Raw genomic sequence first — 14,556 nt, forward strand, 5'->3', positions numbered from 1 at the left:
CAACTGACTGTTAAGACTTTTCCCGGTCCAGGGCCGGGGTGGGAACTTTTCTGTGGGTTGGTCATGGCAGGCAACCTTTTCCGCCGCCCCACCGACTAGGTGCCAGTCAGCTCGTCCGGTGATCGTCGTACAAAGGAAAATGACCACCCATGGTTCAGTTTCGTGCTCGTAGGCGCTGGCAGGTCGCAGGTGTGGCCGGTCTGGTCTCACTGATCGGCGCCGGTGTCACTGTTGTCGGCGCCAACGCCGCCGAACCGTCCGGCAGTGCGTTCAGCGCCGACTTCGAGTCCAGCAGCACCAGCGCCTGGTCCAAGTCGGGCGGCACCTGGGCGATTGCCACCGACGGCACGAAGGTGCTGCGCCAGAGCAACGCGAGCAGCGAGAACGCCCGTGAGTTCGCCGGTGACACCTCCTGGACCGACTACACGGTCTCCGGCCGGGTGAAGCCGCTCTCGCTCGGCACCGGCGGTTTCGTCGGCGTGCTCGCCCGCGCCAAGAGCTCGACGACCTTCTACCGGCTCGCGCTGGTTCCGGGCGCCGTCCAGCTCCAGGCCGTGAGCAGCGGCACCGTCACGGTGCTCGCCACCTCGGCGCAGACCGTCTCGAACAACACCTGGTACACCCTCAGCCTGAGCGTCTCCGGCACGACCGTCACCGGCAGCGTCAACGGCAAGGTCGTGGGCACGGCCAAGAGCTCGCTCGCGTCCGCCGGCCGCATCGGTCTGCAGACGGGGAACGCGACCGCGAGCTTCGACGACGTCACCGTGACCACGGGATCGGTCGCCACGCCGACCACGACGACCACGAGTGCGCCGGTCACCACGACGACGCCCGCCGCCACGGCGACCACCAGCGCCCCTGCGACCACCACGTCCAGCGGTTCCGCGGTGGCCGGTGCCCTGTACGTGTCGCCCAAGGGCACGGCCAGTGCGGCCGGTACCGCGGCGGCCCCGACCACCCTGGCCAACGCCATCACCAAGGTGGCCGCCGGTGGCACGATCTACCTGCGGGGTGGCACCTACTCGCTGTCCGCGACGCAGACCATCGCGGCGGGCAACAACGGCACGGCCAGTGCGCTCAAGACCATCTCGGCGTACCCCGGTGAGAAGCCGGTGCTGGACTTCTCGGCGATGGCCACGGGTGACGCGAACCGCGGTCTCGCGCTCAACGGCAACTACTGGCACCTGTACGGATTCACGGTGCAGAAGGCCGGTGACAACGGCATCGCGGTCGGTGGTAGCCACAACACCATCGAGCGCGTCGTGACGGCCTACAACCGCGACAGCGGCCTGCAGATCTCCCGGGTCTCCTCGGCCGTCGCGAAGGCGGACTGGCCGGCCAACAACCTGGTGCTCAGCTCCGAGTCGCACGACAACGCCGACCCCGACGGTGAGGACGCGGACGGCTTCGCGGCCAAGCTCACCGTGGGCGTCAACAACGTCTTCCGTTACACCGTTTCGCACCACAACATCGACGACGGCTGGGACCTGTTCGCCAAGGCCGACACCGGTGCGATCTCCCCGGTGACCATCGAGGACTCGCTCTCCTACAGCAACGGCACGCTGAGCGACGGTACGGTGAACGCCTCGGGTGACCGGAACGGCTTCAAGCTCGGCGGTTCGGACATCAAGGTCAACCACATCGTCAAGCGCAGCATCGCTTACAACAACGGCCACCACGGCTTCACGTACAACAGCAACCCCGGCTCGATGACGATCGCGAACAACCTCGGCGTCGACAACGCCGAGCGCAACTACGCGTTCGACGAGGGCACGTCGACGTTCACCAGCAACACCTCGTGCCGCTTCAAGGTGAGCGGCTCGAATGACAAGATCACCGGCACGGCCGGCAGCACGAACCAGTTCTACTCGGGTAGCAACGGTTCTCGCTGCTCCGCCTACAGCGGTGCCTTCGCCTGGTCCTTCGACACGGCCGGCAAGCTGGTCACCACCTTCGGTGGCAAGGCCGTCACCTTCTGATCCGGTCCGACACCAAGAACCGCCCCGGCCAGAGCTTCTGGCCGGGGCGGTTCTTTGCGCGCAGGAGCTACCGCAGGGTCCGGGTCGCGGCGGCCAGCGCCGTGATCTGCTGCCAGTCGGCGTCCTTCACCGCGGTCTGGGGCGTCAGCCAGGTTCCGCCGACACATCCGACGTTGGGTAGGGCCAGGAAGTCGGGAGCCGACTCCGGGGTGATGCCGCCCGTCGGGCAGAACCGCAGCTGTGGCAGCGGACCGGACACAGCCTTGAGCAAGGCCGTTCCGCCGACCACGGTGGCCGGGAAGAGCTTGGCCTCGGTGATGCCCCGCTCCATGAGCCGCATCATGTCCGACGGGGTTGCGCAGCCGGCCAGGAACGGCAGCCCGACGCGGTCGAGACCGTCGAGGAGACGGTCGGTGCTGCCCGGGCTGACCAGGAACCGGGCACCGGCGGCGGCCGAGTCCTGGGCCTGCTGCTCGGAGCAGACGGTGCCGGCACCGATGAGCATGTCGGGGACCTCGGCGGCGATGGCCCTGATCGCGTCGAGCGCGGCGGGGGAGCGCAGGGTCACCTCGATGATGCCGACGCCTCCGTCGAGGAGGGCGCGGGCCAGGGGCACGGCGCTCTCGACGTCTTGCACGACGACGACCGGGATGACCGGGGAGACGTCGAGGAGCGAGGTGGTGGTGTCGGCGAGAACGGCCGGTGCGGTGCTCATGCGTATCGTCTTTCGCTGGTTCCGAGGTCGAGGGAGATGCCGGTCTCGATGCCGGAGTGGTGGGTGGACGCGCCGTTGGAGGCGCTGCCGAGCATGCCGAGGGTGTCACCGAAGACGGTGGCGCCCTGGTCGGCCGGCCCGACCGTCGAGCGGAACGCGGCGAACAGTTCCCGTCCGGCCCCGAAAGCGGGTGCTGCAGTGCGGGTGACGATCGGCCGGGCGGCGAGCACGGCCGGTTCGACATCCACCTGCAAGGTGCTGGTCAGGCAGTCGAGGGTGATGACGTCGCCGTCCTGGATCCGGGCGATGGGTCCGCCGGCGGCGGCTTCGGGGGTGACGTGGATGGCGGCCGGGATCGCACCGGAGGCACCGGACATCCGCCCGTCGGTGACCAGGGCCACGCGCTGGCCGCGGTCCTGCATGATGCCGAGCGCGGAGGTCAGGCCGTGCAGCTCGGGCATGCCGTTGGCCGCCGGTCCCTGGTGGCGGATGACGACGACCGCGTCGCCGTCGAGGTCACCGGCCCGGAACGTCGTGAGGAAGTCTGCGTCGGTGTCGAACACGCGAGCCGGTGCGGTGATGACCAGGTGTTCCGGGGCCACGGCCGACACCTTGACCACGGCCTGACCGAGATTGCCGTGCACGATGCGGATTCCGCCCTCCGGGGAGAACGGATCGCTGACCGGGCGCAGCACGTCGGCGTCCAGCGTCCGGGTTGGGCCGGGACGCCAGGCGAGCGAGCCGTCCACCACGACCGGCTCTTCGGTGTAGCGGCGCAGACCCGGACCCGCAATGGTCTGGACGTCGTCGTGCAGGAGCCCGGCGTCGAGCAGTTCCCGGATCAGCAGGCCGATCCCGCCGGCGGCATGGAAGTGGTTCACATCGGCCGAGCCGTTGGGGTAGATGCGTGACAACAAGGGGACGAGGCGACCCAGGTCGCTGATGTCGTCCCAGGTCAGGGTGATGCCGGCGGCGCGGGCGATCGCCACCAGGTGGATGGTGTGGTTGGTGGAGCCACCGGTGGCCAGCAGCCCGACCACGCCGTTGACGACAGCCTTCTCGTCAATGACGTGCGCGATGGGCGTGTACTCCGACCCCTGCGGCGTGACGCCCGTGACCCGCGCCGCGGCGGCGTCGGTCAGCGCGTCGCGCAGCTCGGTTCCCGGATTGGGCAGGCTCGCACCCGGCAGGTGTAGGCCCATGACCTCCATCAGCAGCTGGTTTGAGTTGGCAGTGCCGTAGAAGGTGCAGGTTCCCGGGCCGTGGTACGACGCGGCCTCGGCCTCGAGCAGCGTCTGCCGGTCGACGAGACCCTGCTCGAACTGCTTGCGGATGCGGGCTTTCTCGCCGTTGGGGATGCCACTGGTCATCGGGCCGGCCGGGATCAGCACGGTGGGCAGGTGCCCGAAGGCCAGCGCGCCGATCAGCAGGCCGGGCACGATCTTGTCGCAGACCCCGAGCATGATGGCGCCGTCGAACATCTCGTGGGACAGGGCCACAGCAGTGGACATGGCGATCACGTCGCGGCTGAACAGCGAGAGCTGCATGCCGTCGCGACCCTGGGTGATGCCGTCGCACATGGCCGGCACGCCGCCGGCGAACTGTGCGATGCCGCCCGCGCGGATGACTGACTTCTTGATCCGGGCGGGGTAGTTCTCGAACGGACGGTGGGCCGAGAGCAGATCGTTGTAGGCCGAGACGATCGCGATGTTCGGCTTGGTGGTTCCGCGCAGGGCGGTCTTCTCCTGGGCGTCACCCGCGGCGAAGCCGTGAGCCAGGTTCGAGCAGCCGAGCCGGCCGCGGGCCGGGCCGGCGGCGATGGCTTCGGAAACGCGCTCGAGGTAGGCGGTGCGGGTGAGCTCTGAGCGCCGGGCGATGCGGGCGGTGATCTCCTGGATGGCCGAGATGGGCCCAATGGGTCCGTTCATGTGACGAGGGTAACCAGTTTTGCTTCCGAAAGACATAACTCCTGTCCCTCAAAAGCTAAATTAGAGTGAACGCGTGGAAACGGTGCGGGGGATCGGCCAGTGAGGGGCACTGTGACGGCGGTCACTGCCGGTGACGTACTTCAGCTGGTTCGCGACGGGGAGGCCCGTTCGCGCGCGGAGGTCGCCCGGCTGACCGGTTTGTCGCGGACGGCGGTCGCCGCCCGGGTGGACGCGCTGGTCGAGGCCCGGCTGGTCGCCGAGACGGAGTCGCCGGGGATCGGCGTCGGGCGTCCGCCCAAGCGTCTGGACTTCGAGGCCGGGGCCGGTCTGGTGCTCGCCGCCGCCATCGGGCGCAGCCGGGCGCAGTTCACCGTATGTGACCTCGCGGGGCGGGTTCTCGGAGCCGACGAGCTCGAGCAAGAAGTCGGTCAGGGGCCGGCCGACGTCCTGCCGAGGGCAGTCAGCCGACTGCGGGCCCTGCTCCTGAAGGTCGGGCGGGACCCGGCGGACGTGCTCGGGATCGGCGTCAGTATCCCCGGCACGGTCGACCCGGTGGCCGGTACGAGCCTCAACTCGGCGATCATGCGTGGGTGGGACAGCGTACCGATCGCGCCCTACTTCGCCGAGCTCTCCTCGGCGCCCGTGGTGATCGAGAACGACACGAACGCGATCGCCCTGGCTGAGCTCGACGCCCACTTCACGCGCTACCAGGACGCCCTGATCGTGAAGGCATCCACCGGTCTGGGCGCGGGAATCGTCGCGGGAGGCGTTCTGCAGCACGGAGCGCGGGGTGCGGCGGGTGATATCGGACACGTGAAGTACCGCGGCGCCCACAACGTGCCGTGCCGGTGCGGTGACAGTGGCTGCCTCGAGGCGGTGGCCGGTGGGTGGGCGCTGGTGCGCGACCTGACGGCTCAGGGCCGCGAGGTCGCACACGTCCGTGACGTCGTCAGCCTCGCCCTCGAAGGTGACGTCGTGGCCCGCCGGGCCATCCGGAGCAGTGGGCAGGCGATCGGGGCGGTGCTGGCCGCCGCCGTCACCCTGCTGGATCCGGCCGTCATCGTCGTCGGCGGTGACATGGCCCCGGCCTACGACCTGCTCGTGGCCGGCCTGAGGGAGACCCTCTACCGCGACGCCACCACCGTCGCCGCCCGAGACCTCGATGTCCTGGCCGCAACTCACGGCGCCGACTCCGGAACCCGGGGCACCGCGGTCCTGGCCCTACGGCGTGTGCTGAGTCCCCGGGCCGTCGACGACCGGCTCAGCCTCGGCATCACGCGGGCACGGTCGACACTTCGGACCGAAGTCTGAGGTCGGGTTCTGGCTGACCGCCCGGAATGCCTGTCCCGCAGTCGTTCCGTTGAGAAGGCACCGCGGTCTCAGATGCCGTTCTCGCCACCGTCGACGTAGAGGGTGGTGCCGACCAGGCCTCGCTCATGCAGGGCTATCTGGCCCGGTGCATCGAGACCCTCGCGCCGTGGGCGCACCCCCGGACGATGGTCAACTTCCTCTCCCCGGACGAGGGTCGTTCCCCGGAAGAACTGCGGAACGTCTACGGCACCGACCTCAATGACCGTCTCGTCGCGGTGAAGGAGAAGTACGACCCCGAGAACATGTTCCGGCTCAATCACAACACCGTCCGCGCATGAGCACGGGCCTCCTCGGGTCGGCGAGGGTGGCGGCACCTGGCCCAGGCATTCGGCCAGCCGCTTGATCTCCTCCAGGTCGCCGGTTGCCGGGTTGAAAATAATTTCTTCGACTCCGCTTTCCTCGAAGCCGGCGCAAATGGCGCGGACCTGATCCGTGTCGACCGCTGCGTTCCCGGCGATCAACCCGGCAACCCCTCGGACCACCGTGAAAGTCTCGTTGGAGCGGGGATGTACGTGCTCACCCACGACGGCCGCCCCCGGGAGGGCGTACAGGTCGGCGACCGTTCTGCCTTCACTACTGACAGCAGCCTGACGCAGAACGCCGTATTCGCCGGTGGCCGGATTGGTCACGACATCGAAGGTCATGCCGTCCATCCTGGAACGGGCCGGACGACGTCATCAAGAAGACACAAAAAGTGCCTACTCCGTGTGCGTGGCTCAGCCGACCACGCGCAGACCACTGTGCTGGGAAACAATGGTGCGCAATGCGTCCTCTGTTGCCGCATCCGCCGGAGTGATGACGGAAAGGCGCTGATCCGAGCCGTCCTGGACGGCCAGCACGTCGTAGCGAAGGGTCATGACGCCGACGGTCGGATGGAGGACGCGTTTGGTCCCGTTCGTGCGTTCCTGGACCGTCTGGTCGTCCCACCAGGTCGCGAAATCGGGGCTCTTCTGCCGTAGTTCGCCGACCAGGGCCTGGAGTCGGGGGTCGTCCGGGTGCCGGGTGAGGTTCGCCCGCAGATTGCCGACGTGCTCGCGGGCGATCCGGGTCCAGTCCATCTGGAAGTCGCGGGAGGCGGGTTCGAGGAACAGCGGCAGCGTCGTATTGGTCGCGACGGCGAAGCCGGGCCCCAACAAGGCTACGGCGGCGGCATTGTGGGCCAGCACGTCGAACCGGAAGTCGAGGATCCAGGCCGGGGTCGTCGGCATGCTGCGCAGCAGGGTCTGGAGCGACTCGCTGGCCGGGGCGGGCACGTGCCGGGCCGGCGGGGCCTCGCCCCGGGCGATCAGGTGCAGATGATGACGCTCGGCCTCCGAGAGCGCCAAGGCCTGCGACACCGCGTCCAGGACAGCGGTGCCCGGTACGCCGACCCGCCCCTGCTCAAGCCGGATGTACCAGTCGATGCTGACGGCGGCCAGCTGCGCGACCTCCTGCCGCCTCAGCCCGGGCGTCCGGCGCCGGGCGACCTCCGGCAGGCCGACGTCACCCGGCTGCACCCGGGCCCGCATCGCCCGGAGAAAGGCAGATAGTTCGGGCCGGTTCGTCGCCCTGGGCGCTGTCACCGCCCCAGCCTGCTACGCCGCGCGGTGGTTCGTCGAGAGCCGAGGGTGGCACTCCGGGCACCAGCATGCCAAGGGTCTCCCTGGGAGTTCCCGCAGGTCGCAGGGTTGTGGGTGTTCGCAGTCCACCCTCTTGCCGATGGAGCACCCCAGCATGAACAACCCGTTCGACCGTCTCCCCGAGGTGCCCGCCTTCGAGCTCAAGAGCGCCGCCGCCGTCGACGGCCGGCCCCTGCCGCTCGCCCAGATGTCCGGCGCCTTCGGGATCCCGGGTGGCCAGGACATCTCCCCGGACCTGACCTGGTCGGGGGCCCCCGAGGGCACCAAGAGCTACGCCGTGACCATGTACGACCCGGACGCCCCGACCCTGTCGGGCTTCTGGCACTGGGCCGTCGCCAACATCCCCACCACCGTCACCTCCCTGCCCGCCGGTGCCGACCTGCCGGAGGGAGCGATCCAGCTGCCGAACGACGCCCGCATGCCGCAGTACATCGGCGCCGCCCCGCCGGCCGGCCACGGCCCGCACCGCTACTTCATCACCGTGCACGCCCTGGACGTGGAAGACATCGGCGTGCCGGCCGAGGGCACCCCGGCCTTCCTCGGCTTCACCATGGCCTCCCACATCCTTGCCCGCGCCACCATCGTGGCCACCGCCGAGACCCCGGCCTCCTGACAGCACTGGCCCGGTTCCCGAAGGGGAACCGGGCAGGCCGTTGATCACGCTGGGAAACGGTGCTCGTCAGCTCGAGGCGATCGCGCTTACCGCCCCGGCCGATGCAGCGCCGAGGGCGATGGTGCGCAGTGCCGCTGTCACTGCGTCTCCCGCGGGGGAAGCGGCGCCTAGCTCGAGGATCCGATCGCGCAGGTCGCGCGCGGACAGTTCCGGCAGATCCCGGCCCAGCACTGTCTTGTGGACGCCGAGGCCGAGGAGGATCGACAGGATCGTCAGGTCCCGGTTGGTCACCGGGCCGCCGGTGAGCGCCTGACGTAGACGCGCGCGCAGAGCTTGTTCGGGAACTGGGTCGAGCGTCGGGTGCTTGGCGGGCACGAGACCACGGAGGCGGGCGTCGCGCAGGCCGAGAGTCCCCGCGTCGGCGAGTCGCTGACCGGCCGCCGCCTCCGGATTGAGTTTTCGGTCGCGGACCAGTTTGGCGAACTCGTCTCCGTCGCGCTGAACGAGTTGGGCGAGCGCGGGGTCGAGGACGGGGTCGCCTAGTGGTGCGGGATCAGTCACGTGGATCCGGTGCCCCTTGGCCTCCTCGACCGTGATCCGGCCGGCGGCCACGAGGTCTGCGACCATGGCGGCGGTCATGCCGATCCCGCGCTGCGTTCCGAAGCCTTCGCGGACGCCGGCATCGGTGGTCAGCAGGAGGAAGAGCTCCTCGCAGATGAGCTGTGTCGGGCCATCGGTAGGGCCGTCGGTGGCGGTCATCGGGTCACCTCTGCACGGGTGATGCCGCACGCCGGTCGCTGGGCCGGGACGAGGCCGACGACGGCGAAAGCGGCGACGAACGACGTCGCCGCAGGGCTTCTGGTGATGATCATTGGCAGGGTGCTCCTCGCTGTCCGCCCTCAGGGGCGTGGCCGTCGATCGACGTTCGACCGATGTCTGGACCAATCCTAGGAAATGGGGCAAGACCCACCAAGAACCAGGAAACGAAGGGTGTCCCTTCGTGCGGGTCAATCAGGCGTTGCGTGGGCTGCGCCCGGCCTCGATCAGCCGCGAAGACCGCGTCCAGCAGCCCGGCGTCGACCTGGACGCGGACTCCGGTGCCCCCGAGTTCGGCGCCGAGCGTCTACCCGGCCGCCGAAACTCGCAAGAATTCGTGGGCCATTCCTTGGCCCATGGTTTTGCTGCGCCGGGACCTCACCCGCGGGCGGGCACCTTCATCTTCACGTGTCCACAGTCTCCGGCCAAGAGCTTCGTCAGTGCGCGCTTCTCGGCGGTGTCGATACTCAGTTTCCACCGGTACTTGATCGCGACCCACTGTCGGGCATACGTGCAGCGACTCTTGGCCGGCAGCCACTCGGCGGGGTCCTGGTCAACCTTGTCCTGATTGACGCTGCGGGTGACCGGCTTGAGTGTCCAGGTGTAGCCGAGGTCGTTGGCGTAGCGGAGGCGCTTTTTCTTCTTCCACTTCGAGGCGCCGGACTTCCAGGCCTCACTGAGGGCGACCACGTGGTCGATCTCCAGCTTCTGGGCATCGGTCCAGGTGCGGCCGTCATAGGGCGACGTCCACTTCCCGGTGAGCACGGCGCACCGGCTGGCGGAGTAGAAGGTGACCTTGACCTGGGAGTCCCGCTGCATGACCTCGGAGCGGGTGTCCTGGCAGTCCTTGTCCACGTCCAGCCAGTCCTTCCCGAACTTGTCCCGCTCGTAGCCGCCGCGGTGTTCGGCCCTCACCGTGAGTTTGCCCAGCAGCGCCTTGCCCGTGGTGGTGCGGGCGGCAGCGGTCGGCGATGTCTGTGCCTCGCTACGCGCCTGGGCCGGACCCGCGCCGATCGACGAAGACAGAAGGACGGCCGCCAGACCGAGGACGACGGAAACGGGGCGACGCACGGAGAGACCTTCCGGGACGTTGAACGGCACCGGCTGGTGCACGCCTCATGATGACCGAGTCGGGGCCGCGCCGGAGTGCATTCCGGGGCACGAATCTATGGGCGACCGGAATCTTGTCGAAGGTGTCAGACCGACTGTCGCATCAAGCTGGGCCGACGGGGTGGAGGATGCCCGTGCACGAGACTGCTGCGCGCCTCAGGGAGCGAACGTCGTGGTAGCCATGTCTGGTGGCGATCGTTCAGCAACTCGCGCGGCCGACGATGGATCAGCTTGGTCGCTGTCGGGAGTCCGTGGAGGAACTGCATCGGCTCTGTTCCTTCGAGATGCTTCCGGCAGGTGATCATTTGGACCTGGATTGGGCCCCTGACCCGCTCATGCGTCTTGGACGGCTGACGTCGATCACGGCGGCGGCCGAAGCCGCGATCAGCAAAGCGCTGTCGGACAGCATCGAAGTCAATCCTGCTTACCGGGAGCATCAAGACACCATCTGGGGCCACCCCGTCACCTACCTCGAGCAAGATGACGTGGCCGAGGTCGCCTCTGGACTGGCTGCGATCGATGCGCCTGCGGTCATTGGTGGATTGCCCCGCTGGAATCGACGAATCAACTCGCGATTGTTCGACGGTCAGAAGGCGTCCGACCCCAAGCACTATCTCCTACAGCACCTGGCCGCGCTTCGAACGTTCTACTCAGAGGCAGCGCAAGCGGGTCGTGCTGTCGTGCTCTGGTGGGACTGACCGGCGTCACCCCGGCCGGAAGGCCCCTGTGTCATAGGCGCCTGACCTGCACGGCTGCTCCAGGAAGGTGTCCCTTCTGAGGCACACCCGGGACACAGTCAGCCACGCAACTCTGGTTTTTGACAGCATCCGGTGGCATCCACCGGTAATTGGAGTGAAGAGGTAAAAGAACTGGTCAGGGCCTGAATAAGGCGTCTGACCGGGGTGCCCCCGAGAGGATTCGAACCTCCGACACACGGTTTAGGAAACCGATGCTCTATCCCCTGAGCTACGAGGGCGTGAGTCGTCCGAGGACGACCCGCAGACCATAGGCTATCGCAGGACCGGCTCGGGGCGAGAGCATGTCCGGCGAGGCAGCGAAGGTCACACCGCCTGCGGCTGGGAGCACGGGGGCCGCGACCCCCCCAGATCTACGGGATCGTGTGCGTTCGCAGCGCCATGGGCGCAACGAACGCACACGATGACCATCGGACGCGGGCCCGGACCGGCCAGACCGGGCTCCGTAATCCGGTTGCCGCTCCTGCCCGGGCACTGAAATAGTGAGTGCAGCACGAAGCGCAGGCGAGGGTTACTTCTGGCTCTCTGGGTTCGATTCCTGGCGGTGGCTCCGGCCACTGTGTACCCTCGCCGACCCGGATCTCGTGCCCACAACTGAATTCCGAAGCGTAGACGCGGGTTACTTCGACTCCTAATCGGCGGGTTGCGGGTTCAAGTCCCGTCGCCGGAACTCGATCCGGCGTAGCTCAATTGGCAGAGCAGCATGTTCCTTCGTCGCCTTGGATCTCGGAATTCAGCAGTGGTCGGGAAGGGTCAGTACTGGTCGGGAAAGGGTCAGTACTGGTCCGGCCAGGCCTTGCTGGGGCGGATCAGGTGCGGTCGGCTGCCCTCCCGGGGTCGCCGCGGCGTGCGCGACCGCCGTTGCTGAGCCGGTTCCAGCTGGCTCCAGATCACCTCGGCGGTCTTGCGGGCGTACGGGTCGCGCAGGATGGACATGTGGTCGCCGGGTACGTGGGTGAGGCGCCAGGTGCCGGTCAGGTACGGGGTCCAGGAGCGGCGCACGGCCTTCTTCTCGCTGTCCGCCGCCACGATCACCAGGGTCTCGCCGTCGTAAGGCTTTCCCCGGTAGCGCAGGTGCAGGAAATTACTCTGCCGCCAGAAGCGCCAGTACTGGTCGTCGGTGGCGCCGCGCAGGCCGGTGGTGGCCACGCCGATGGCCGCGCGCAGCTTCTCCACGGCTGAACCCTCCAGCGGGACGTGGGATTTCCCGTCCGGCGGGAACGAGTCGATGACGACCAGGAGAGCTACCTCCTGACCAGCCTCCCGGAGCCGGCGGGCCACCTCGAGTGAGAGCACGCCACCGAACGAGTGTCCACCGATGAAGTACGGGCCGGCCGGCTGCACCGCGCGCAGGGTCTTGATGTGGCGCCGGGCCGCGGATTCCACGCTCCAGTCGGGAAGGCCCCGGGCCTCCAGGCCGTGCGCCTGGAGGGCGAACACCGGCTGGTCGTCCGGGAGATGGCGGACGAGCGGCACCAGGGTGACGCCGAGCCCGCCGCCACCGGTGAAGAGGAACAAGGGTGGACGAGATCCGTTGGCCCGCAAGGGGACGAGGGTCTGGTGGGCGGCGTCGGTCGTGCGCACGACGCGCTCGGCGAACTGCCGCAGTGTGGGCGCCTGCACCAGCACGGTGGTCTGGGCGTCGCTCGCCGGCACCCCGAGCTCCGAGGTCATCCGGCTCATCAGGCTCTCGGCGGCCAGGGAGTCACCGCCGAGCTCGAAGAAGTCGTCTTCCAGGCCGACCTCGGGCAGCGTCAGCACACTGCACCACAGCGCCCGCACGACCTCTTCCCATTCGCTCAGGTTCTCGGTGCCCCGGCCGGCTGTGACCACGGGCGGTTCGGGCAGCGCGGCGCGGTCCAGCTTGCCGCGGTCGGTGCGGGGCAGGGCCTCCAGGAAGACGATGGCCTCGGGCACCATCCACGAGGGCAGCACCCCGGCCAGGTACTGCCGGGCCACGGCCGCGCTGGGGCGGTCGGCGCTGGTCACGATGTAGGAGATGAGGCGTTTGCCCTCGTTCTCCCCACCCTTGGACGCGCCGATGGTGATCGACTCGCGGACCTCGGGCAGGGCCGACAGCGCGGCGTCCACGTCACCGGGCTCGACCAGGTAACCGCGGATCTTCACGCTGTGGTCGCGCCGCCCGAGCAGGCGCAGCGCTCCGTCCGGGCCGATCGTGCCGACGTCGTTGCTGCGGAACGTGCGGGCCCCATCACCGGCCGGGGTGAACGCCTGGCTGGCCTTTTCGTCACCCAGGTACTCCAGTGCCAGGTTGAGTCCGGTCAGGGTGACCGTGCCGGAACCGCCGGGAGGCACCGGGGTGCCCTCCTCGTCCACAATTCCGATCTCGATGTCCGGCATCGGCATCCCGACGGGCAGTGCGCCGGTCAGCACCGGATGCGTAGGAGCGACCGGATAGTCGGTGCAGTAACCAGTTTCGGACGAACCGAACCGGTTGCGCAGCTCGCAGGTATCGGGCAGCAGGGCCCGGGCGGCCTCGAGATCGGGCCCGTAGGCGGCCTCACCGGCGAACGTCACCGACCGCAGTCCGCCGAGCAGTTCCGGGTCCGGCCCGCTGTTCACCAGGTTCCGCAGGATCGCCGGGCTGGCCTGCATGATCGTCACGTGGTTCTGGTGGATCCAGGCCGGCAGGTCGCGGATGCCACGGCCCCGGATGTCGTACATCGCCGTGGTGGTGCCGACCAGAACGCCTGCGACGGCAGCCATCAGCCCGGCGTAGAACGCCATCGGCAGGGCATTCGCGACCACGTCGTCGGCGTCGTAACAGTCGGTCGCCCGGGCGACCGCCCAGGCCTCCCGCACGAGCATCCGGTCGTCGTGCACCACTACTTGGGGACGCCCGGTGGAACCGGAGGTGAGGGCGTAGACGACGCGGTCGGTGGGTGCCGGGGCCAGCGTCCAGAGCTCCTCCAGATCGGCCTCGGTTCCTGGGTTCTCGCCGGAGGTGTCGACGATGACCCGGCCTACCAGCCCGGCCGCGGTCTCGGCGTTGGCCGGGTCGGTGAGACAGATCCGGGCGTCGACCCGTTCCACGAACGCGCGCAGCCGGGCCGGGGGAGTGCGCGGGTCGAGCACCAGGATCGGGCGGCCGGACGTGAGCCCGGCCCACAGTCCCGCGACAGCGGCCGCGCCGTGCGCGTACAACAGTGCCACGGGCTGTTGCGGCGGGGTTCCGACCACGGCGGCCGCCACCTGGTGCCGGAGGGCGGCGGTGCGCCGGGCGAATTGGCCGTAGGTGAGGCTCAGGTCGTCGTCGTGCACGGCCACCTCGTCGGGCAGCGCGGTGACCACCTGCCGCAACCGGGCCACGCTGCCCGCCTCGATGTCCCGGTATCTCAGCGGTTCGACCGTCCGCGTGGTCATCTCAGCCCTTCCTAGGCCCACACCACGCAGAACGTGCGTGAAAGTTCTTATCCGTTGAGCCCCATGGTAGGCGCGGGACTTGGGCGGAATCTGGGAACAGGTGAAAACACCTGCCGCGTGGGCGGTCGTCATGCGCCAATGGTCCGTTGGGTGCGGATCGCATGTCCGTCGGACGGACCAACCTCTGGGGGAAGTCACAGCCGCCGCGCGACGGGATTCATAAATCAGTTGTTCTCCCCGGCGTCGTTTTGGGACGGTACTGGCGC

Annotated in this window: 11 protein-coding genes and 1 tRNA gene; 5 read left to right on the forward strand and 7 right to left on the reverse strand. The window is 68.7% G+C overall.

Going from position 1 to position 14,556, the window contains the following annotated elements:
- The first annotated feature begins 149 nt into the window (after window positions 1–149).
- Window positions 150–1,979, forward strand: a complete 1,830-nt coding sequence (locus tag QSK05_RS22955) for a right-handed parallel beta-helix repeat-containing protein (RefSeq protein ID WP_285599356.1) — start codon at window positions 150–152, stop codon at window positions 1,977–1,979.
- Between the two features lie 67 nt (window positions 1,980–2,046).
- Here QSK05_RS22955 and eda read toward each other — a convergent pair whose 3' ends face one another.
- Together eda and edd are read right to left on the reverse strand one after the other, a co-directional pair.
- Window positions 2,047–2,694 (reverse strand): bifunctional 4-hydroxy-2-oxoglutarate aldolase/2-dehydro-3-deoxy-phosphogluconate aldolase, encoded by a 648-nt coding sequence (gene eda, locus QSK05_RS22960; protein WP_285599357.1) that lies wholly within the window; start codon window positions 2,692–2,694, stop codon window positions 2,047–2,049.
- Window positions 2,691–4,622 carry a phosphogluconate dehydratase gene (gene edd, locus QSK05_RS22965; RefSeq protein ID WP_285599358.1) on the reverse strand — a complete coding sequence of 644 codons (1,932 nt, stop codon included), beginning with the start codon at window positions 4,620–4,622 and terminating at the stop codon, window positions 2,691–2,693. Before edd ends, eda begins: the two co-directional genes overlap by 4 nt.
- Window positions 4,623–4,733: 111 nt before the next feature.
- Between edd and QSK05_RS22970 the strand changes: the two genes are divergently transcribed.
- Both QSK05_RS22970 and QSK05_RS36430 read left to right on the forward strand, forming a co-directional pair.
- Complete coding sequence (locus QSK05_RS22970) at window positions 4,734–5,933, forward strand: ROK family transcriptional regulator (RefSeq protein ID WP_285599359.1); 1,200 nt, start codon at window positions 4,734–4,736, stop codon at window positions 5,931–5,933.
- A gap of 185 nt (window positions 5,934–6,118) precedes the next feature.
- Window positions 6,119–6,271: a BBE domain-containing protein gene (locus QSK05_RS36430; RefSeq protein ID WP_352302247.1), complete on the forward strand. Its 153-nt coding sequence runs from the start codon at window positions 6,119–6,121 to the stop codon at window positions 6,269–6,271.
- Between the two features lie 438 nt (window positions 6,272–6,709).
- Here QSK05_RS36430 and QSK05_RS22980 read toward each other — a convergent pair whose 3' ends face one another.
- Window positions 6,710–7,555 (reverse strand): helix-turn-helix transcriptional regulator, encoded by an 846-nt coding sequence (locus QSK05_RS22980; protein WP_285599361.1) that lies wholly within the window; start codon window positions 7,553–7,555, stop codon window positions 6,710–6,712.
- Window positions 7,556–7,691: 136 nt separating this feature from the next.
- On the opposite strand from QSK05_RS22980, the gene QSK05_RS22985 reads away from it, so the two are divergent.
- On the forward strand, window positions 7,692–8,225 hold the full coding sequence (locus QSK05_RS22985) for a YbhB/YbcL family Raf kinase inhibitor-like protein (RefSeq protein ID WP_285599362.1): 534 nt from the start codon (window positions 7,692–7,694) through the stop codon (window positions 8,223–8,225).
- A 66-nt stretch (window positions 8,226–8,291) separates the two neighbouring features.
- On the opposite strand, the gene QSK05_RS22990 is transcribed toward QSK05_RS22985, so the two are convergent.
- Both QSK05_RS22990 and QSK05_RS22995 read right to left on the reverse strand, forming a co-directional pair.
- Window positions 8,292–8,984 (reverse strand): GOLPH3/VPS74 family protein, encoded by a 693-nt coding sequence (locus QSK05_RS22990; RefSeq protein WP_285599363.1) that lies wholly within the window; start codon window positions 8,982–8,984, stop codon window positions 8,292–8,294.
- A gap of 435 nt (window positions 8,985–9,419) precedes the next feature.
- Window positions 9,420–10,112 (reverse strand): HNH endonuclease family protein, encoded by a 693-nt coding sequence (locus QSK05_RS22995; protein WP_285599364.1) that lies wholly within the window; start codon window positions 10,110–10,112, stop codon window positions 9,420–9,422.
- Window positions 10,113–10,339: 227 nt separating this feature from the next.
- Between QSK05_RS22995 and QSK05_RS23000 the strand changes: the two genes are divergently transcribed.
- On the forward strand, window positions 10,340–10,849 hold the full coding sequence (locus QSK05_RS23000; protein ID WP_285599365.1) for a DUF1877 family protein: 510 nt from the start codon (window positions 10,340–10,342) through the stop codon (window positions 10,847–10,849).
- Window positions 10,850–11,054: 205 nt separating this feature from the next.
- On the opposite strand, the gene QSK05_RS23005 is transcribed toward QSK05_RS23000, so the two are convergent.
- Window positions 11,055–11,127, reverse strand: a tRNA-Arg gene (locus tag QSK05_RS23005).
- A 553-nt stretch (window positions 11,128–11,680) separates the two neighbouring features.
- Entirely contained in the window at window positions 11,681–14,290 is a 2,610-nt protein-coding gene (locus tag QSK05_RS23010; protein WP_285599366.1) for an AMP-binding protein, read from the reverse strand.
- Between the last annotated feature and the right edge of the window lie 266 nt (window positions 14,291–14,556).

It is taken from the genome of Kineosporia sp. NBRC 101731 (genome assembly GCF_030269305.1).
Classification (GTDB): Bacteria; Actinomycetota; Actinomycetes; order Actinomycetales; family Kineosporiaceae; genus Kineosporia.